At 74.0% G+C, this 19,858-nt stretch carries 16 protein-coding genes; 6 read left to right on the top strand and 10 right to left on the bottom strand.

Translation table 11 applies throughout. The features are described from left to right. Positions 1-110 precede the first annotated feature (110 nt). Complete coding sequence (gene ung, locus ACIBJE_RS15355) at positions 111-812, bottom strand: uracil-DNA glycosylase (RefSeq protein ID WP_396748455.1); 702 nt, start codon at positions 810-812, stop codon at positions 111-113. 151 nt (positions 813-963) lie between these two features. Between ung and ACIBJE_RS15350 the strand changes: the two genes are divergently transcribed. Beyond that, on the top strand, positions 964-1,620 hold the full coding sequence (locus ACIBJE_RS15350; protein ID WP_396748453.1) for a hypothetical protein: 657 nt from the start codon (positions 964-966) through the stop codon (positions 1,618-1,620). An 80-nt stretch (positions 1,621-1,700) separates the two neighbouring features. Here ACIBJE_RS15350 and tsaE read toward each other — a convergent pair whose 3' ends face one another. The 4 genes from tsaE to ACIBJE_RS15330 form a co-directional block, all read right to left on the bottom strand. Then, positions 1,701-2,183, bottom strand: a complete 483-nt coding sequence (gene tsaE, locus ACIBJE_RS15345) for a tRNA (adenosine(37)-N6)-threonylcarbamoyltransferase complex ATPase subunit type 1 TsaE (RefSeq protein WP_396748451.1) — start codon at positions 2,181-2,183, stop codon at positions 1,701-1,703. A 23-nt stretch (positions 2,184-2,206) separates the two neighbouring features. After that, the gene (locus ACIBJE_RS15340) at positions 2,207-3,301 is read right to left on the bottom strand and encodes an alpha/beta fold hydrolase (RefSeq protein WP_396748449.1); all 1,095 of its coding nucleotides are present in this window, start codon (positions 3,299-3,301) and stop codon (positions 2,207-2,209) included. After that, complete coding sequence (gene alr / locus ACIBJE_RS15335; RefSeq protein WP_396748447.1) at positions 3,298-4,416, bottom strand: alanine racemase; 1,119 nt, start codon at positions 4,414-4,416, stop codon at positions 3,298-3,300. Before alr ends, ACIBJE_RS15340 begins: the two co-directional genes overlap by 4 nt. 105 nt (positions 4,417-4,521) lie before the next feature. Continuing rightward, the gene (locus tag ACIBJE_RS15330; RefSeq protein WP_396748445.1) at positions 4,522-5,991 is read right to left on the bottom strand and encodes an NAD(P)H-hydrate dehydratase; all 1,470 of its coding nucleotides are present in this window, start codon (positions 5,989-5,991) and stop codon (positions 4,522-4,524) included. 229 nt (positions 5,992-6,220) lie between these two features. Between ACIBJE_RS15330 and ACIBJE_RS15325 the strand changes: the two genes are divergently transcribed. After that, positions 6,221-6,532 (top strand): hypothetical protein, encoded by a 312-nt coding sequence (locus ACIBJE_RS15325; protein ID WP_396748443.1) that lies wholly within the window; start codon positions 6,221-6,223, stop codon positions 6,530-6,532. Continuing rightward, a complete protein-coding gene (locus ACIBJE_RS15320; protein WP_396748441.1) occupies positions 6,529-8,178 on the top strand; it encodes an alpha/beta hydrolase in 1,650 nt (549 codons plus the stop codon). The genes ACIBJE_RS15325 and ACIBJE_RS15320 overlap by 4 nt, the downstream gene beginning before the upstream one ends. 86 nt (positions 8,179-8,264) lie before the next feature. On the opposite strand, the gene glmS is transcribed toward ACIBJE_RS15320, so the two are convergent. After that, on the bottom strand, positions 8,265-10,172 hold the full coding sequence (gene glmS, locus ACIBJE_RS15315) for a glutamine--fructose-6-phosphate transaminase (isomerizing) (RefSeq protein WP_396748439.1): 1,908 nt from the start codon (positions 10,170-10,172) through the stop codon (positions 8,265-8,267). A 252-nt stretch (positions 10,173-10,424) separates the two neighbouring features. Here glmS and ACIBJE_RS15310 point away from each other — a divergent pair, with 252 nt between their 5' ends. Further along, positions 10,425-11,630 (top strand): pyridoxal phosphate-dependent aminotransferase, encoded by a 1,206-nt coding sequence (locus ACIBJE_RS15310; RefSeq protein WP_396748437.1) that lies wholly within the window; start codon positions 10,425-10,427, stop codon positions 11,628-11,630. A 135-nt stretch (positions 11,631-11,765) separates the two neighbouring features. Here the strand turns inward: ACIBJE_RS15310 and glmM are convergent, their stop codons facing one another. The 4 genes from glmM to ACIBJE_RS15290 all read right to left on the bottom strand — a co-directional run bounded on the left by glmM (position 11,766) and on the right by ACIBJE_RS15290 (position 15,768). Then, positions 11,766-13,121, bottom strand: coding sequence for a phosphoglucosamine mutase (gene glmM / locus ACIBJE_RS15305; RefSeq protein ID WP_396748435.1), 1,356 nt, complete (start codon positions 13,119-13,121; stop codon positions 11,766-11,768). 130 nt (positions 13,122-13,251) lie between these two features. Then, entirely contained in the window at positions 13,252-13,716 is a 465-nt protein-coding gene (gene rpsI / locus ACIBJE_RS15300) for a 30S ribosomal protein S9 (protein ID WP_088982095.1), read from the bottom strand. Between the two features lie 20 nt (positions 13,717-13,736). Further along, complete coding sequence (rplM, locus tag ACIBJE_RS15295) at positions 13,737-14,180, bottom strand: 50S ribosomal protein L13 (RefSeq protein WP_396748433.1); 444 nt, start codon at positions 14,178-14,180, stop codon at positions 13,737-13,739. Positions 14,181-14,388: 208 nt separating this feature from the next. After that, positions 14,389-15,768: an MFS transporter gene (locus ACIBJE_RS15290; RefSeq protein WP_396748431.1), complete on the bottom strand. Its 1,380-nt coding sequence runs from the start codon at positions 15,766-15,768 to the stop codon at positions 14,389-14,391. A 288-nt stretch (positions 15,769-16,056) separates the two neighbouring features. Between ACIBJE_RS15290 and ACIBJE_RS15285 the strand changes: the two genes are divergently transcribed. Both ACIBJE_RS15285 and ACIBJE_RS15280 read left to right on the top strand, forming a co-directional pair. Beyond that, positions 16,057-18,282 (top strand): molybdopterin oxidoreductase family protein, encoded by a 2,226-nt coding sequence (locus ACIBJE_RS15285; RefSeq protein WP_396748429.1) that lies wholly within the window; start codon positions 16,057-16,059, stop codon positions 18,280-18,282. Next, positions 18,279-19,829: an FAD-dependent oxidoreductase gene (locus tag ACIBJE_RS15280; RefSeq protein ID WP_396748427.1), complete on the top strand. Its 1,551-nt coding sequence runs from the start codon at positions 18,279-18,281 to the stop codon at positions 19,827-19,829. The genes ACIBJE_RS15285 and ACIBJE_RS15280 overlap by 4 nt, the downstream gene beginning before the upstream one ends. Positions 19,830-19,858: the final 29 nt, after the last annotated feature.

Genomic DNA, 19,858 nt, shown 5'->3' with positions numbered 1-19,858 from the left:
CTAGCCGGGCGCACCGCCGGCCCTCCGCCGAGTCGGGCGCACCCCGGCCCGCCTCGGGCAGCCACCGGCCGGGCGACGACGAGCGCGTCCGGTCGGGGAACGGTGGCGGCTCAGCCGGCCGACCGCTCCCACTCGACGGTGGGCAGGCCGGCGTCGGCGAGGGCCTTGTTCGCCGCGCTGAACGGGCGGCTGCCCAGGAAGCCGCGCGGGTTCATCGGGCTCGGGTGCCCGGCCTCCAGCACCACGTGCTGGGGGTTGGTGACCAGCGCCGCCTTCTTGCGGGCGTAGCCGCCCCAGAGCAGGAAGACCACCCGGTGGTCCAACGCGTCGAGGGCCCTGATGGTGGCGTCGGTGAACTCCTCCCACCCCTTGTTGCCGTGCGAGCCCGGCGTCGCCTGGCGGACGGTCAGCACCGCGTTGAGCAGCAGCACCCCCTGCGCCGCCCAGCCGTCGAGGTTGCCGCTGCGCGGCTTCGGCACGCCGAGGTCCTCGCTCAGCTCCTTGAAGACGTTGCGCAGCGACGGCGGCACGCTCACCCCGTCCCGGACGCTGAAGCTGAGCCCGTGCGCCTGCCCGGCCTTGTGGTACGGGTCCTGGCCGAGGATCAGCACCCGGCAGTCCTGCGGAGCGCAGAGCCGGTACGCCGAGAAGAGGTCCTCGACCGGCGGGAAGACCGTCTGGGTGGCGTACTCCCGGGCGACGAACTCGCCGAGCGCGGCCGTACGCGCCGGGTCGAGGTGCGGCGCCAGCACGGTCCGCCACCCTTCCGGCAGCAGGTCCATCAGGTCCAGGGTCGGCACGTCCTCGGGCATGGGCCACCTTTCCGTCCAGCGGTCGGCTCTGTCGACCGCGCGGGGTCGGCTACTTCCTACCAGTCCGGGCCGACAGCGGCGTTCCCACCACCCCACCCGTGGCAGTGGCGGCGGCGCACTACGCTGCGGCCACCTCTCGAAAGGATCATCGATGCGCAAGACCCTGCTGCCCGTCCTGGCCCTCGCCCTGGTCACCGTGCTCGCGTGTGGCTTCGGCGACCAGACATCCCCCGGCGGGGGCGGGACGAGCGACCAGGGCACGAGCAGTTTCACCCCGGACCCGGACGGCGACGACACCCCCGCCGCAACCCCGGCGGCCCGGGCGAGCACCACCGACCCGACCGGATCCGAGCCGCTGACCTGCGAGCAGCTGAGGACCGCCGAGCTGGGCAACGCCGAACAGCCCTACCAGGGCCGCCGCTCACCGATCCGACTGACCGACGGCTCCTGGTCGGGTGACGGCATGGTCGTCCAGTTGCAGTGGCCGTGCGCCATCGGCGACCTGACCGGCGACGACGTCGATGACGCCGTGGTTCCGGTGCTGATGGACGGCGGCGGCACGGGCAAGTTCTGGCAGATCGCGTTCTTCGGCAACATCGACGCCCGGCCGCACTACGTCACGACGACCGAGATCGGCGACCGGACGCCGGTCGAAACGGTGTCGATCAGCGACCGGAAGGTGACGGTGGTCTTCCTGATGCGTCCCGAGGACCCGTCGTCAACGGCGGACGTCGTGCGGCGTACCGCCACGTATGAGCTGAACGGCAGCCGCCTGGTAAAGACCGCCCACACCGACTCCCCCGCCTGAATCTCCCCCCCACGTCGTTGACCAAGAAGTTCTCGTCACCTGCGAGATCGACTCTGACGTCAACCTGTTGATCGACGCGGTCAGGACAGGGCGGTGAGGCGGGTCGGCCAGGTGCCGCCGACCCCGACCAGTTCGGCCGTACGGGTGTCGTCGTCGTGGCGGTCGAGACGGATGTGCAGGTGCGACTCGGTCAGGTGCTCGGCCAGGCCCTCACCCCACTCGACCACCGTCACGGAGTCGTCCAGCGAGGCGTCCAGGTCGAGGTCGTCGATCTCGGCGCGCGGATCGGTGGCGTCGCCCAGGCGGTACGCGTCGGCGTGCACCAGGCCGACCGTGCCGCCCCGCGTCGGATCGGGTCGATGCGCCCGGGCGATCACGAACGTCGGCGAGGTGACGTCGCCGAGCACGCCGAGGCCCGCGCCGATGCCCTGGGTCAGCGCGGTCTTGCCGGCCCCCAGCGGCCCGGTGAGCAGCACCAGGTCACCGGCGCGGAGCAGCCCGGCGAGCCGGCGGCCGAAGGCGTGCGTGTCGGCCAGGGTGGGCAGTTCCACGACGACCGACACCGTTCCTCCACCGCGCACACCGCTCACACTCTCTCCAGGAAGTCCATCAGGGCGGCGTTGACCTCGTCCGCGTGCTCCAGCATCACCACGTGCCCGCTGTCCGGGATCCGGACGAACTCGGCGTGCGGCAGACGGCGCACGATCTCCTCCGAGTGGGTCACCGGCGTGATCATGTCCTTCTCCCCGGCGACCACGAGCACCGGGGTGCCGGCCAGTGTGGCGAGCGCCGGGTAGCGGGCGTGGGTCGCCAGGGTACGCAGGTAGCGGGTGACCGTGTCGGCCGAGGTGCGCGAGTTCATCTTCTCCACGTACGACACCAGGGCCGGGCTCGGCTTCGGGGTGCCGAAGCCGTACCGGCGGGTGAGCAGCCAGGCCACGTTGGAGGTGGACCGGCGGGCCTTGTCGATGATCGTCCCGCCGTACCGGGTGGTGGTGTTGACCATGTAGAGCACCGGCGGGCCGACCCGGCCGAGCAGGGCCGGGGCGACCAGCTTGGTCTCGGCGAGCAGTCCACCGGAGGTGGCCATCAGCACGGTGCCGACCACCCGGTCGCCGAACATCTCCGGGTACAGCTCGGCGAACGCCATGATGGTCATGCCGCCCATCGAGTGCCCGACCAGCACCAGCGGCCCGTCCGGGGTGGTCCGGTCGATGACCCGGCGCAGGGCGTGGCCGAGCGCGGTCAGGTCGTACTCGCCGCTCTCCAGCCTGCCGGAGCGGCCGTGGCCGGGCTGGTCGTACGCGACGACGCGGTGCTCGCCCCGCTCGGCGAGCGCCCGACGCTGGAAGTGGAAGGTCCCCATGTCCAGGCAGAACCCGTGCACCAGGACGACGGTGGGCCGCCCGGCGGCCGGGCGGGTCGGCTCGACCACCTCCACGTGCAGGTCGGTGCCGTCGGGCAGTTCCATCCGGAACGACTCGTCGTACCGCAGCTGGCCGAAGACCTCGTCGGCGTACCGGTCGGTGGGGTCGGTCTTGTACCTACGGACCAGGACCCGTTCGGTGGCCACGCCCGCCGCGAGCCCGGCGGCGGCCACCCCGACGGCCGCGCCGACCAGGCCGGCGACCTTCCCGGCGGCGGTACGCGGCCGGGGCACCCGGTCGAGCAGGGACGTCATGTGCGCTCGCCGTCGTAGACCCGGGTGACCCGGCAGCCGCCGAACCGGGTGACGATCTCGTAGTTGATGGTGCCGACCGCCTCGGCCCAGTCGTCGGCGGTGGGCTCACCGTCGGCGCCGCTGCCGAAGAGGACCGCGACGTCGCCCGCCGCGACCGGGTCGTCGCCGCAGTCGATCATGATCTGGTCCATGCAGACCCGACCGGCGATGGTCCGGTTCCGCCCGGCGAGCCGGACCGGGCCGACGTTCGAGGCGTGCCGGGGCACCCCGTCGGCGTAGCCGACCGGCACCAGGGCCAGCGTGGTCTCCCGGTCGGTGGTGTAGGTGTGGCCGTAGGAGACGCCGGTGCCGGCCGGAACCCGCTTGGCGAGCGTCACCCGGGCCCGGGCGGTCATGGCGGGACGCAGGCCGTGCCGCTCGCCGGCCACCGGGGAGAGCCCGTAGACCGCCAGGCCGGGACGGACCAGGTCGAAGTGGGTGTCGGGGCGGGTCAGGGTGGCCGCCGAGTTGGCCAGGTGCCGGTGCCGGGGGCGCAGCCCGGCCCGCTCGACCATGGCCAGCCCCTCGTGGAAGACCGCGATCTGCCGGTCGATGGTCGGGTGGCCGGGCAGGTCGGCGTAGGCGAAGTGGCTCCACACGCCGACCACCTCGACCAGGCCGTCGGCCTCAGCCTTGGCGGCGGCCTCCAGGAGCGCCGGCCAGTCGGCGACGGTCGCGCCGTTGCGGGAGAGCCCAGTGTCGATCTTCAGGTGCAGCCGGGCCGGGCGCGCCGCCCGCCGGGCGGCGATGGTCATCTCGTCGAGCTGACCGAGGCTGGCGGCGGAGAGGTCGACGTCGGCCGCCACCCCCTCGTGCAGCGGCAGTCCGGGGCTGAGCAGCCAGGCCAGCACCGGCGCGGTGATCCCGGCCCGGCGCAGGGTGAGCGCCTCGTCCAGGGTGCAGACGCCGAGCCAGTCCGCCCCGGCGTCGAGCGCCGCGCGGGCCGCCGGGAGCATGCCGTGCCCGTACCCGTCGGCCTTGACCACCGCCATCAGCTCGGCGCTGGTGCCGGAGCGCAGCCGCGCCACGTTCTCCCGGATGGCGTCAAGATCAACCCGTACCTCGGCCTGCCACATGGTCCCAGCCTACTGACCACGGTGATCGGCGTGCTCCAGCGCCGCTGAAGGATTTCCGGACGATCCGGCCCGCACCGCCCGCCGCGCTCGCGGGTCGTCGCCGGGTCAGCCGAGCCCGGCCAGGACCGGCCGGAGCGCGGCGGCCACGTCGGTCGCGGTCACCGGCCCGTGCCGGGCCGCCTCCCGGCCGGCCAGCCCGTGCAGGTACGCGGCCAGCGCGGCGGCCCGCTCGGCCGGCAGCCCGGCGGCGAGCAGCGAGCCGAGCAGACCGGCCAGCACGTCCCCGGTGCCGCCGGTGGCCAGGACCGGGGTGCCGGTCGGATTGACGTAGGCCCGCCCGGCCGGCGTGCCGATCACCGTACGACTCCCCTTGAGCAGCACCACCGCGTTCATCCAGGCGGCCAGTCGCAGCGTCGCGGCCACGCGGTCGACACCCGGTTCCTCGCCGCAGAGCCGGGCGTACTCCCGGTCGTGCGGGGTCACCACGATCGGAGCGTCCCGCCCGCGCAGCCGGTCGGCCATCGAGCCGTCGACCAGCATGGTCAGCGCGTCCGCGTCGAGCACCACCGGCACCGGCGCGGCGAGCACGGTACGCAGCTCGGCGGCGGCCTCCGCACCGGTGCCGAGCCCGGAACCGCAGACCCACGCCTGCACCCGTCCGGCGTCGGCCACCCGCCCGGTGGCGATCACCGACGGGTGGTGGTGCAGCACCTCGGCGGCGGCGCTGCCGGCGTACCGGACCAGGCCGGTCGGCCCGGCGAGCGCCCCGGCGACGGAGAGCACCGCCGCGCCCGGGTAGGTCGCCGACCCGGTGGCCACCCCCACCACGCCCCGGTTGTACTTCTCCGACCTCGGGCCGAGCCGGGGCCAGTCGTCGACGACGTCCGTCACCTCGGTGACGTGCAGCGCCGGAGTGCCGCGCAGCCAGGGGGCCAACCCGATGTCGACCAGCTCGACCTGACCGGCGTACTCCGCCGCCTCCCCCACCACCAGGGCCGGCTTGAGCGCGCCGAAGGTCACCGTCACGTCGGCGCGCAGCGCGCCCGGCCGCCCGTCGCCGTCGTGCGGCACGTGACCGGTGTCGACCGCGACCCCGCTGGGCACGTCCACCGCGACCACGGTGGCCCGTCCGCCGTCCCGGCCACGGACCTCCCCGAGCCGCGCCACCAGCCGCGCCGCCGACTCCCGGAGCCCGCCACTCCCCCCGATCCCGACGATGCCGTCGAGCACCAGGTCGGCGCGGGCCGGCAGCTCGTCGACGGTTCGGCCACCGGCGGCCCGCAGCGCGGCGAGTCCGTCGGCGTGCGCCCGCCCGGGATTGAGCAGCAGCGCCTCGACCGCCGCGCCCCGACGGGCCAGGTGCGCCCCGGCGAAGAGGGCGTCCCCGCCGTTGTCGCCGCTGCCGACCAGCAGCAGCACCCGCCCGCCGTACACCCCGCCCCGGTCGGCGAGGAGCAGCGCGCAGCGCCGGGCCAGCCCGGCGGCGGCCCGCGCCATCAGGGTGCCCGCCGGCAGGGTCGCCATCAGCTGCGCCTCCGCCGCCCGTACGTCACCGACCCGCCACACCGGTCTCATGCGCACCCCATCCCTGTCGGCCCGATCGGCCCTCTCCCGTCCTGTGGCAGCGACGACGAACACCGACCAACCCTAACGGCGCGGAGGGTAACCGTCGGCCCCCCGGCGAGCAATCCCTGTGGACAGAGCGTGGCCGCGTCCGGCGTCGGTTGTCCACAGCCGGTTCCGGGACCGTCGCGCCGCCCCTAGCGTCGGCGGCACATCGGGGTCGTCGATCGGGAGGTGCCTCGTGGACGGAGCACGTAGATCGGGCGGGCCGCCCCTGACCGTCGACCTGCCGGCGCTGCGCACCGCCGCCGGCCGGCTCGCCGACGAGGCGTACCCGCTGGGCCACGGGCTGGCCGGGGTGCCCGGACTGACGTTGTCCGAGCCCCGCTGGCGCTGCGCACGGGCCCTGTCCGACCTGGAGTCGGCGACGCACATCTGGTTCGGGGCGCTCGGCGCCCGGCTGGCCGACACCGCCACGGCGGTCCGCACCGCCGCCGACCGGTACGCCGCGACCGACGAGCGGGCGGCCCGCCGGCTGCCCACCCCCCGGTGAGCGGCTACACCCGGCTCTGGACGACCGACCCGGCGACCTGGGAGCGGGCCGGCGTCGCCTGGCGGGGTGTCGGCACCCTGGTGGACCGCCGGGCCGCCGGGCTCTCCGCCGGGGCCTCCGGGCTCCGGGACGCCTGGGCCGGCGTCGCCGCCGGGGCCGCCGCCGACCGGCTCACCGGGCTCCGGGCCGAACTGGTCTCGGTCTCCCCGGTGCCGATCGAGGTGGACCAGGTCCTCGCCGAATTCGCCGCCCGGCTCCGCCGGGCCCGGGCCCGACTGGCCGGCGCGGTGACCCGGATCGACGCGGCGGGGCTCGGGGTCGACCGGGACGGGCGGGTCACCGTGCCCGCCGCCGCACCCGTTCCGCCCGGTGCGACCGCAGGTCGGGAGGCCGGGCCGACCCCGGGTCGGGTCACCCGACCGGCGGACCGGGCGGCCGAGGCGGCGCGCCTCTCGGCGGAGATCGGCGACGCGCTCGCCCTGGCTGAGGCGGCCGACCGGGAGGCGACGGCCCGGCTCGACGAACTGGCCGCCGCCGCACGCGCCGGTTGGGTGACGCCACCGCCCGCGTACCGGCCGCCGCCGGGGGCCGACCCGGCGCTGGTCCGTCGCTGGTGGGGCGGGCTGACCCCGGCCCAGCGCCGCTGGCTGGTGGTGCACGAGCCGGCCCGGGTCGGGCGGCTGGACGGGGTGCCCGCGACCGCCCGGGACCAGGCGAACCGGCTCCTCCTCGACGACCACCGGGAACGGCTCCTGGCCCGACGGCGGGAGTTGGTGCGCCAGGTTCCCCGGGGGCCGGCGGAGCTGGTCGGGCTGACCCGGCTCGACGCCACGCTGGCCGGACTCGCCACGCTCGCCGACCGGCTGGCCGCGCCGGGCACGGCCGACGCGCCCCGGGCGTACCTGCTCGGGCTGGACCCGGCCGGCGACGGGCGGGCGGTGGTGGCGCTCGGCAACCCGGACCGCGCCGACCGGGTGCTCACCTACGTGCCGGGGATGACCGCCGATCTGGCCGACGCCGACGGCGAACTGGGCCGGGCGGCCCGGGTCGCGGCCCGGGCCACCGCGCTCGACCCCGACGGCGAGACCTCGGCGGTGCTCTGGCTGGACTACGACGCCCCGGACTTCGTCCACGAGGCGTACCGGGCCCGGCAGGCCGAGGACGCCGCCGTCGGGCTGCACCGCTTCCAGGAGGGGCTACGGGTGACGCACGAGGGACCGCCGGCCCGGCAGACCGTCCTCGGGCACAGCTACGGATCGCTGGTGGTCGGCACCGCCGCCCGGGAGCACGGCCTGGCCGCCGACGCCCTGGTCTTCGTCGGTTCCCCAGGGGTCGGTGTGGACCACGCCGCCGACCTGCGCCTGCCACCCGGCCAGGTCTGGGCGAGCACCGCCACCGACGACGTCATCGGCCTGGTCCGGCCGCCGGTCGAGATGGCCGGCCGGGCGGCGGTCGGCGCGGTCCTGCCCTGGTTGGCCGGGGACGCGCTCGGGCGGCCCGACGACGACCTCTGGTTCGGCCGCGACCCGACCGATCCGGGCTTCGGCGGACGGGTCTTCCCCAGCGGCCGGTACGGCCACACCGGTTACTGGGAGCCGGCGAACCCGGCCCTGGACGGCATGGCCCGCATCGTGGTGGGGCGCTGACCCCCGCGCCCCGCCTTCCGAGTTGATCAAGAAGTTCGCGTCAGCGGCACGGCGGATCCTGACGCGAACTTCTTGATCGCCGCTCGCTACTCGACGGTGACCGACTTGGCCAGGTTGCGCGGCTGGTCGACGTCGTGTCCCCGGGCGGCGGCGATCTCGGCGGCGAGCACCTGCAACGGCACGGTGGTGACCAGCGGAGCAAGCAGCGTAGGGGTACGCGGCACGTAGATCAGGTGGTCGGCGTACGGGACGACGGCCTGGTCGCCCTCCTCGGCGATCACGATGGTCCGGGCCCCCCGGGCGCGGACCTCCTGGATGTTCGAGACGACCTTGTCGTGCAGCATGCCCCGGCCGACCGGCGACGGCACGATGCAGATCACCGGGGTGCCCTTGTCGATCAGCGCGATCGGGCCGTGCTTCAGCTCACCGGCAGCGAACCCCTCGGCGTGCATGTACGCCAGCTCCTTGAGCTTGAGCGCACCCTCCAGGGCCACCGGGTAGCCGACGTGCCGGCCGATGAAGAGCACGGTCGGCTCCGCCTTCAGGTCGCGGGCCAGCTCCCGGACCGGCTCGATCCGGTCCAGCAGCTCGCGCAGCTTGCCGGGCATCTGGTGGAGCTGATCCACCACGGCGGCCACCTCGTCGGCGAACTTGACCCCGCGCACCTGGGCCAGGTGCAAGCCGATCAGGTAGCAGGCGACGAGCTGGGTGAGGAACGCCTTGGTGGAAGCGACCGCGATCTCCGGACCACCGTGGGTGTAGAGCACGGCGTCGGACTCGCGCGGGATGGTGGAACCGTTGGTGTTGCAGATGGCCAGCACCCGGGCCTTCTGCTCCTTGGCGTGCCGCAGCGCCATCAGGGTGTCCATGGTCTCGCCGGACTGCGAGATCACCACGATCAGCGTGGACCGGTCGAGGACCGGATCGCGGTACCGGAACTCGCTGGCCAGCTCCACCTCGCAGGGGATCCGGGTCCAGTGCTCGATGGCGTACTTCGCGACCAGGCCGGAGTGGTAGGCGGTGCCGCAGGCGACGATGAAGATCTTGTCGACGTCGCGGAGGTCCTGGTCGCTGAGGCGTACCTCATCGAGCATGATCTCGCCGCTCTCGGTGAGCCGGCCGAGCAGCGTGTCGGCGACCGCCTGCGGCTGCTCCTCGATCTCCTTGAGCATGAACCAGTCGTAGCCGCCCTTCTCGGCTGCGGAGGAGTCCCAGTCGATGTGGAAGTCCTTGCCGCTGGCCGGCTGGCCGTCGAAGTCGGTGATCTCGATGCTGTCCGGGGTGATCAGGACGATCTGGTCCTGCCCCAGCTCGACCGCCTCCCGGGTGTGCTCGATGAACGCGGCGACGTCACTGGCGAGGTAGTTCTCCCCGTCGCCCCGGCCGACCACCAGGGGCGAGTTGCGCCGGGCGCCGACCACCGCGCCGGGCACCCGGGCGTCAACGGCGAGCAGGGTGAACGCCCCCTCCAGGCGTTGGCAGACCGCGCGCATGGCGGCGGCCAGCAGCGCGGGCCCGTCCGGCTCGCCGGCGGCGCGCAGCTCGGTCAGCGCGGCGGACAGCAGGTGGGCCGCGCACTCGGTGTCGGTGTCGCTGAGGAAGGTCACCCCGTCGGCTTCCAGCTCGGCGCGGAGCTTGGCGAAGTTCTCGATGATGCCGTTGTGGATCACCGCGACCCCGCTGTCCGGGGAGAGGTGCGGGTGGGCGTTGCGGTCGGTCGGACCGCCGTGGGTGGCCCAGCGGGTGTGGCCGATGCCGGTGGTGCCGTCGCCGATGCCGATTTCCCGGCACCCGGTCGGATCCGCGCTGACCCGCTCGGCCAGCACCTTCTCCAGGTTGGCCAGCTTGCCGGCCTTCTTCTCGGTCAGCAGCTCGTCCGCGCAGACGACGGCGACGCCCGCCGAGTCGTAGCCGCGGTACTCCAGCCGCCGCAGCCCGTCGAGCACGATGCCGAGCGCCGGGCGCGCACCGGCGTAACCCACGATTCCACACATGAACCGCAGCCTAACCCAGCTTCACTCACCATGCCTGCGCAGAACGGGGGTTATCGCTCACCGAACTTGAGCGATCAGACCTCATCGCGGGACACCCCGGGACGAATTCCCCTCCCACCAGGCCCGGCCCCCGGACCGGAGGGCACCCGGCCCCCGGACCGGAGGGCACCCGGCGACCGTGCGACAGGGAGGACACCACGCCCCGAAAACCGGGGACGTGAGGCGTCGGCGACAGCCCGTAGGCTGACCGACGTGACGACGACCACGAATGCCGACGTGCCCACGGATCCACTGGTGGCCCGGATGCGTCCGTTCGGCACCACCATCTTCGCCGAGATGTCCGCCCTGGCGGTGCGGACCGGCGCGGTCAACCTCGGGCAGGGCTTCCCGGACAGCGACGGGCCCCCGGAGATGCTCGCCGCCGCCGTCGACGCGTTGCGCGGCGGTCAGAACCAGTACCCGCCCGGTCCGGGCATCCCGGCGCTGCGCACCGCGATCTCCGCCCACCAGCGCCGCTTCTGGGGACTTGAGTACGACCCGGACGGCGAGATCGTGGTCACCGCCGGTGCCACCGAGGCGATCGCGGCGGCCATCCTCGCCCTCTGCGAACCCGGTGACGAGGTGGTCTGCTTCGAGCCGTACTACGACTCGTACGCGGCGTCGATCGCGCTGGCCGGGGCGGTCCGCCGGCCGGTGACCCTGCGCCCGGACGCCGACGGCCGGTACGCCTTCGACCCGGACGCGCTGCGCGCCGCGTTCGGTCCCCGTACCCGGCTGGTCCTGCTGAACTCCCCGCACAACCCCACCGGCAAGGTCTTCACCCCGGACGAGCTGCGCCTGGTCGCCGAGCTGTGCCAGGAGCACGGCGCGTACGCGGTGACCGACGAGGTCTACGAGCACCTGGTCTTCACCGGCACCGGGCACGTCCCGCTGGCCACCCTGCCCGGCATGCGGGAACGCACCCTGCGGATCTCCTCGGCCGGCAAGACGTTCTCCTGCACCGGCTGGAAGGTCGGCTGGGCGAGCGGCCCGGCGGCGCTCGTGTCGGCGCTGCTCCGGGTGAAGCAGTTCCTCACCTTCGTCAACGCCGCGCCGCTGCAACCGGCGGTCGCGGTGGCGCTGGCCCTGCCGGACAGCTACTACACCGGGTTCGCCGAGGACCTGCGGCAACGCCGGGACCAGCTCGTCGGCGGGCTCGCCCGGGCCGGATTCGACGTACTCACCCCGGAGGGGACGTACTTCGTCACCGCCGACATCACCCCGCTCGGCGGGACGGACGGCGTCGAGTTCTGCCGCTCCCTGCCGGAGCGCTGCGGCGTGGTGGCCGTCCCCACCCAGGTCTTCTACGACGACGTCGCCGCCGGCCGCCCGCTGATCCGGTTCGCCTTCTGCAAGCGGCCGGAGGTGCTCACCGAGGCGGTCACCCGGCTGCACACCCTCGCCCGTACCGCCGGCTGACCGGCCGCCGCGCCCGCAGGTGATCCACGCGGTGTACGGCATGTCGGGGTGTCCGAAGGGCTGGACACCCCGACATGCCGCAATTCGTGTCGATCGCCGCCCGAGGGACGGCCCGGTGGACGGCCCGGTGGACGGTCAGGCGGTGGGGCTGGCGGCGCGGACCTCGGCGGCGATGCGCTCGGCGACCTCCTGCGCGCTCTGCTGGGTGGCGGCCTCGACCATCACCCGCACCAGCGGCTCGGTGCCGGAGGGGCGCAGCAGCACCCGGCCGGTCTCGCCCAGCTCCGCCTCGGCCCGCTCGACCTCGGCGAGCACCGCCGGCGCGCCCGCGCCGACCGTCCGGTCGCCCACCGGCACGTTGATCAGCACCTGCGGCAGCCGGTTCACCACCGAGGCCAGCTCGGCCAGACTGCGGCCGGTGGCGGCCATCCGGGACATCAGGTGCAGCCCGGTCAGCACACCGTCCCCGGTGGTCGCGTACGCGGGCATGACGATGTGTCCGCTCTGCTCCCCGCCGAGGGCGAGACCGGAGGCGCGCAGCTCCTCCAGGACGTACCGGTCGCCGACCTTGGTCTCGACCAGCCGGATGCCCTGGGCGGACATGGCCAGGCGCAGGCCGAGGTTGCTCATCACGGTGGCGACCAGGGTGTCCTCGGTGAGCGTGCCGGCGTCGCGCATGGCCAGCGCGAGGATCGCCATGATCTGGTCGCCGTCCACCTCGTCGCCGTCGGCGCTGACCGCCACGCAGCGGTCGGCGTCGCCGTCGTGGGCGATGCCCAGGTTCGCGCCGTGCTCGACCACGGCGGCGCGCAACGCGTCGATGTGGTTCGAGCCGCACTCGTCGTTGATGTTGAGCCCGTCCGGCTCGGCGTTGATCGCGACGACCTCGGCGCCCGCCTCGCGGTAGGCGACCGGGGCCACGTCGGAGGCGGCCCCGTTGGCGCAGTCGACGACGACCTTGATGCCGTCGAGCCGGTGCGGCACCGTGCCGATCAGGTGCTGCACGTAGTGGTCGGCCCCGTCGAGCAGGTCGTGCACCCGACCGATGCCGGCACCGACGGGCCGGTCCCAGGCGGTGGTGGCGTTCGCCTCGACCGCGCCCTCGATCTCGATCTCGATGTCGTCCGGCAGCTTGTGCCCGCCGGCCGCGAAGAGCTTGATGCCGTTGTCCGGCATCGGGTTGTGCGACGCGGAGAGCATCACACCCAGGTCGGCCTTGGCCTCGGCGGTCAGGTACGCCACCGCCGGGGTGGGCAGCACGCCGACCCGCACGACGTTGGCCCCGGCGCTGGTCAGCCCGGCCACCACTGCGGCCTCCAGCATCTCGCCGCTGGCCCGCGGATCCCGCCCGACGACGGCCAGCGGCGGATGGCTGCGGTCCGACTCGGCCAGCGTGTGCGCGGCGGCCACCGCCACCGCCAGTGCCAGCTCGGGTGTGAGGTCGACGTTCGCCCGCCCGCGTACGCCGTCCGTGCCGAACAACCGACCCATACCCGCCAACCTCCAGAAACGGTCACTGCCAGAGAGAACTGGTGGAGAAAGCGGAACGGCCGGTCCACCTCCCCGCGAATCGAGGGAGGCGGACCGGCCGTCCGTCAGACGTACAAGGTGGAGACGCTGATCAGCGCTTCGAGTACTGCGGCGCCTTGCGGGCCTTCTTGAGACCGTACTTCTTGCTCTCCTTGACCCGGGCGTCCCGGGTGAGGAAGCCGGCCTTCTTCAGCGCCGGACGGTCGTCCGGCTCGCTGACGATCAGCGCCCGGGCGATGGCCAGGCGCAGCGCGCCGGCCTGGCCGGTGGTGCCGCCGCCCCGCAGGTTGGCGATCACGTCGAAGGCCTCGGGCTTCTCGGCGGTGACCAGCGGGTCCTTGATGAGCTGCTGGTGCACCTTGCTCGGGAAGTAGGCCTCGAGGTCCCGGCCGTTGCAGGTGATCTTGCCGCTGCCGGGGACGATGCGCACCCGGACGATGGCCTCCTTGCGGCGGCCCACGGTCTGGATCGGGCGGTCACCACGGGGCGCGCGGGCGACGGGCGCCGGCGCCTCGGTGGCGTCGACGCCAACCTCGGTCTCGGTGATGTCGGTCATGCTGATTCCTTCGCCCGCGCTCACTGCGCGATCTGCTTGATCTCGAACGGCACCGGCTGCTGCGCGGAGTGCGGGTGCTCGGCGCCGGCGTAGACCTTCAGCTTCTTGATCAGCTGACGGCCGAGCTTGTTGTGCGGGAGCATGCCCTTGACGGCCAGCTCGATGGCCCGCTCCGGACGCTTGGTCAGCAGCTCCTCGTAACCGACCTGCTTCAGACCACCCGGGTAGCCGGAGTGGCGGTAGGCGATCTTCTGCTGCCGCTTGTTGCCGGTCAGGGCGACCTTGCCGGCGTTGACGATGACGACGAAGTCGCCCGTGTCGACGTGCGGCGCGAAAGTCGGCTTGTGCTTACCACGCAGCAACGTGGCGGCGTGGGTGGCCAGGCGGCCCAGCACGACATCAGAGGCGTCGATGACGTGCCACTGACGCTCGATCTCACCCGGCTTCGGGCTGTACGTACGCACAGGTCTACCTTGTCTCGTCGTCGGTCTGGGGTCGCGCGCCGAGGTGACCAGGGGTTCCGGGCCGGACCAGCGCGCACGAACGACCAAGCGTACCTGAAGCGGTACGCCGCTGAATGTCGTACAACAGCAGGCAACGATACCCGGCGGCCGGCACGCGGGTCAAAACGGGGTCGGCGCCGCGCGCCAGCCGACCGGGACGTGGCATGAATCACACTCCGGCGAGTCGACGGCTGCCCGGCCGCAGGTAGACCACCCAGGTCACCAGCAGGCACACCGCGTAGCAGCCGATGAACGCCAGGTACGCGGCGTCCGCGCTCTGCCAGGTCAGGAACGACTGCCGGAAGGCGATGTTCACCAGTAGCCCGCCGGATGCCCCCACCGCCCCGGCGATGCCGATCAGCGCCCCGGTGAGCCGCCGCGCCCGACGCTCGGCGTCCGCCGCGCCCCACCGTCCGGCGAGCACCCCGGCCGCCGCCCGGGACCGGAAGATCGCCGGAATCATCTTGTACGTCGAGCCGTTACCGATCCCGCTGGTCACGAAGAGGGCCAGGAACCCGGTCAGGTAGAGCGGGAGCGACCGTTCGCGGGCCGCGTAGAGCACCAGCGCCGCGCCGCCGGCCATCGCGGCGAAGTTCCAGAAGGTCACCCGGGCCCCGCCGTACCGGTCGGCGAGGTGGCCGCCGACCGGCCGGATCAGCGAGCCGACCAGGGGGCCGAGGAACGTCAACCAGGCCGCGTCGACCGGGGTGGCGAAGCGGTCGGCGAACTCGATCTGGAGCACCTGGCCGAAGGCGAAACCGAAGCCGATGAACGAGCCGAAGGTGCCGACGTAGAGCAGGGACATCACCCAGGTGTGCGGCTCCCGGGCGGCCTCGCGCAGCGCACCTCGCTCGTTGCGCGCCGCCGGCACGTTGTCCAGCCAGCGGGCCGCGGCCAGCGCGGCCAGCACGATCAGCGGCAGGTAGACCGCCGGCACCAGCCGGGGGTACGCCGCCCCGGCGGTCGCCAGCACCGCCAGCCCGACGAGTTGCACCGCCGGTACGCCCAGATTGCCGCCCCCGGCGTTGAGGCCGAGCGCCTTACCCTTGAGCCGCTCCGGGAAGAAGAGGTTGATGTTCGCCATCGAGGAGGCGAAGTTGCCGCCACCCACGCCGGTGAGGCAGGCCAGCACCATCAGCGTGGAGTACGACACTCCCGGTTCGAGCAGCACCGCCATCGGCACCGCCGGCACCAGCAGCAGCAGAGCGCTGACGATCGTCCAGGTCCGCCCGCCGAAACGGGCCACGGCCAGGGTGTACGGCAGCCGCAGCGCCGCGCCCAGCGCGGCCGGCACGGCGGTGAGCAGGAACTTCCCGGCCGGGTCGATGCCGTACTCGGGCCCGAGGAAGAGCACGGTCACCGACCAGAGGCTCCACACCGAGAAGCCCACGTGCTCGGCGAAGATCGACACCCACAGGTTACGGCGGGCGATCCTGGCCCCGGTGGTGCGCCAGAACTCCGGATCCTCCGGACGCCAGTCGTCGAGCCGGTGCCGGCGGCCCGGCCTCGCGGCGGCGTCGGTGACCGGCGCGGTGGAGAGCATGCTCACGCCACGGCTCCTTCTCGTCTCGGGGCGGGACGAGGGGAACGCTAGACCGCAGCGGTTACCCGTCAATGCCCGTCGCGCGTCATCGCGGATACGGGCGGCGCACGGGCCGAGCGAAGCCGCCGTGAGGGAAGGGCGTCCCGGACGACGCCCCTGCTCGGCGCGGTGCGTCCCCTCGCCGGGCGTCGACCGGCGCCGATCCGCTGCCCCGGCCCGGTGTGAACGCCTCGTGACAGGGCCGAAACGAACGGGACGCGGCACGGAAACCGCCCGCCGGCACGCTTTGGCGACATGACAGACGGTGCACGAGCCGCGACCAGCCCGGGGCGGACGCCTCACGAGGCGGCCACGCACTGCCCGTACTGCGCTCTCCAGTGTGGAATGCTCCTGAGCGAGCGTGACGGGCGGATCGAGGTCCTGCCCCGCGACTTCCCCACCAACCGGGGCGGCCTGTGCCAGAAGGGCTGGACCGCCGCCGAGCTGCTCGACCACCCGGAACGGCTGACCACCCCGCTGCTGCGCGGCCCGGACGGCCGGCTGGCCCCGGCCACCTGGGCCGAGGCGTACGCCCGGATCGTCACCGGCATCCGCGACACCCAGGCCGCGCACGGTCGGGACGCGGTCGCGATCTTCGGCGGCGGCGGGCTGACCAACGAGAAGGCGTACGCGCTGGGGCGGTTCGCCCGGGTCGCGCTGCGCACCCGCATGATCGACTACAACGGACGCTTCTGCATGTCCTCGGCGGCGGCAGCCGGAATGCGCGCCTTCGGCATCGACCGGGGCCTGCCCTTCCCCCTGGCCGACCTGGGCCGGGCCGACACCCTGCTACTGGTCGGGGCGAACCCGGCCGAGACCATGCCCCCGCTGGCCCGGTACCTCACCGAGCAGCGCGAGCGCGGCGGGCGGCTGATCGTCGTCGACCCCCGGGTCACCGCCACCGCCCGCCTGGCCGACCTGCACCTGCAACCGCTGCCCGGCACCGACCTGGCGGTGGCGAACGCGCTGCTGCACATCGCGCTGACCGAGGGCTGGGTGGACCGGGAGTACGTGGCCGCGCGCACCGAGGGCTTCGACGCGGTCCGCCGGATCGCGGCGGGCTGGTGGCCGGCCCGCGCCGAGCGCCTCTCCGGGGTGCCCGTGGCCGACCTGGAGGAGGCGGCGCGGGCGCTGGGCACCGCCCGGACCGCGATCATCCTCACCGCCCGGGGCGCGGAGCAGCACGCCAAGGGCGTCGACACGGTCAGCGCCTTCGTCAACCTGGCGCTCGCCCTCGGCCTGCCCGGCCGCCCCGGCTCCGGGTACGGCTGCCTGACCGGGCAGGGCAACGGGCAGGGTGGACGCGAGCACGGGCAGAAGGCCGACCAACTGCCCGGGTACCGGCGGATCGACGACCCGGCCGCCCGGGCGCACGTGGCCGCCATCTGGGGCGTGCACCCCGACGAGCTGCCCGGTCCCGGGGTCTCCGCGTACGAGTTGCTCGACATGCTCGGCACCCCGACCGGCCCCCGGACGCTGCTGGTCTTCGGCTCCAACCCGGTGGTCTCCGCGCCCCGGGCGGCCCGGGTCGAGCGCCGGCTGCGTGACCTGGACCTGCTGGTGGTGGCCGATTTTCTGCTCTCGGAGACGGCGGCCCTCGCCGACGTGGTGCTGCCCACCGCCCAGTGGGCCGAGGAGGACGGCACGATGACCAACCTGGAGGGTCGGGTACTGCGCCGCCGGGCACTGCGCGAACCACCGTCGGGCGTCCGCACCGACCTGCGCGTCCTCGCCGACCTGACCACCGCCCTCACCCCGCCCGCCCTTCCCGCCGCGCGCTCCGCGCCCGCCGCTGAGGTGGTTGCAGGGGACCCTTCCTACCGCTTTTTGCCGAGCAGGGGTCCCCTGCAACCACCCGACGCAGCACCCGACGCAGCAGCAGACGGCGCGGATCCGCGGGCGGTGTTCGCCGAGCTGCGGCGTGCCTCGGCTGGCGGGGTGGCCGACTACGCCGGAGTCACCTGGGAGCGGATCGACGCCGCCGACGGGGTCTTCTGGCCCTGCCCCGACGAGGACGGGCCGGACACGCCGCGCCTGTTCGCCGACCGCTTCGCGACGCCGAGCGGCCGGGCCCGGTTCCACCCGGTCGAGCACCGGCCGGCGGCCGAGGAGGTGTGCGACGAGTACCCGCTCTACCTCACCACCGGCCGGGTGCTCGCGCAGTACCAGTCCGGCACCCAGACCCGCCGGGTCGACGCGCTGCGACGGGCCGCGCCCGAACCCTTCGTCGAACTGCACCCCGACCTGGCCGCCCGCCTCGGGGTCGAGGAAGGCGACGAACTGCGGGTCGCCTCTCGCCGGGGCGAGATGCGCGCACCGGCCCGGATCACCGCGACGATCCGTCCGGACACGCTCTTCGCGCCGTTCCACTGGGGCGGTGCCGGCCGGGTCAACTCGGTGACCAACGACGCTCTCGACCCGGTCTCCCGGATGCCCGAGTTCAAGGTCTGCGCAGTCCGCGTGGAGAGGGTGACACCGTGACCGGCCGGGTCGTGATCGTCGGGTACGGCATGGCCGGGGCCCGTCTCGCCACCGAACTGCACGCCCGCCCCGGCGACCACAAGGTCACCGTGCTCGGAGCGGAGCCGCACCGGGCGTACAACCGGATCATGCTCTCCACCCTGCTCGCCGGAAAGGTCGACGAGGCCGACGTGGAGTTGACCGATCTGGCCGGGCAGGGGGCGGACCTCCGGACCGGGACGGCGGTCACCGCGATCGACCGGGATGCCCGCACGGTCCGGACCACCACCGGCGAGCAGATCGGGTACGACCATCTCGTCCTCGCCACCGGCAGCCGGGCCATGGTGCCACCCCTGGCCGGGCTGGACCGCGACCGGCTCCCGGACCGGGTCGTGCCGTTCCGGACCCTGGACGACTGCCGGCGCATCCTGGCCGCCGTCCGGGACGCCCGGACCGTGCTGGTGCTCGGGGGTGGACTGCTCGGGCTGGAGGCGGCCCGGGGACTGGCGGCCCGGGGACTGGGCGTGCACGTGGTGCACCCGGTCGGTCATCTGATGGAACGCCAGCTCGATCCGGCCGCCGGGGCGGTGCTCGCCGGCACCCTGGCCCGCCTCGGGGTGCGTACCCATCTGGGGGTGCCGGCGACCGGGGTGGCCGCCGGCCCCGACGGGGTCCGCCTCGACCTGGCCGACGGCCGCGCGCTCGACGCCGACCTGCTGGTGCTCGCCTGCGGGGTGCGACCGGACACCGCCCTCGCCGCCGCGGCCGGACTCACCGTGGAGCGGGGCGTCGTGGTCGACGACCGGCTGCGCACCGGTGACCCGCGCGTCTCCGCGATCGGCGACTGCGCCCAGCACGACGGCGTGGTCGGCGGGCTGGTCGCTCCGGCCTGGGCCCAGGCCCGGGTGGTGGCCCGGTTGCTCACCGGCGAGGACGCCCAGGACCGCTACCGGCCCCCACCTGGGGTGACCCGACTCAAGGCGGCCGGGATCGACCTGGCCGCGATGGGCGAACTGCCCCCGCCGGACCTCCCGGCCGCAGCCGGCACCACGACCGGGAACGGCACGCCGCACGGGCTCGACGGCCGAGGCGGAAACGGCGGTCCCGGTGGGGACGAGCCCGGGGCGGTGGGGCGGTGCGAAGAGCTGACCTTCGCCGACCCGGCCCGGGGCACGTACGCCCGGTTGCGGATCACCGACGACCGGCTGACCGGCGCGATCCTGCTCGGCGACAACCCGGCCGTCGGCACGGTGATCCAGCTCTTCGACCGGGGTGCCCCGGTCCCGGCCGACCGGCGGGCGCTGCTGCTCGGCCGGACGGTCGACGGTCCGGGCGGCGGGGCCGAACCGGCGGCGTCCCCGGCACTGATGCCGGACGCGACGACGGTCTGCCGGTGCAACGGGGTCAGCAAGGCGGACCTGGTCGGCTGCTGGCGGGCCGGCGCACGATCGGTGGCCGAGGTGGTCACCGGCACCCGGGCCGGCACCGGCTGCGGCAGCTGCCGGGACGCGGTCGCCGGGATCGTCGAGTGGCTGTCCGGGGTGGACCCGGTGGAGGTGACGCGATGAGTGGAACGCACCCGATGGACGCAGGTGAC

Origin of the sequence: Micromonospora sp. NPDC050187, assembly GCF_044459745.1 — a bacterium.
Classification (GTDB): Bacteria; Actinomycetota; Actinomycetes; order Mycobacteriales; family Micromonosporaceae; genus Micromonospora.
This window is presented reverse-complemented; position numbering and strand designations above follow the sequence as displayed.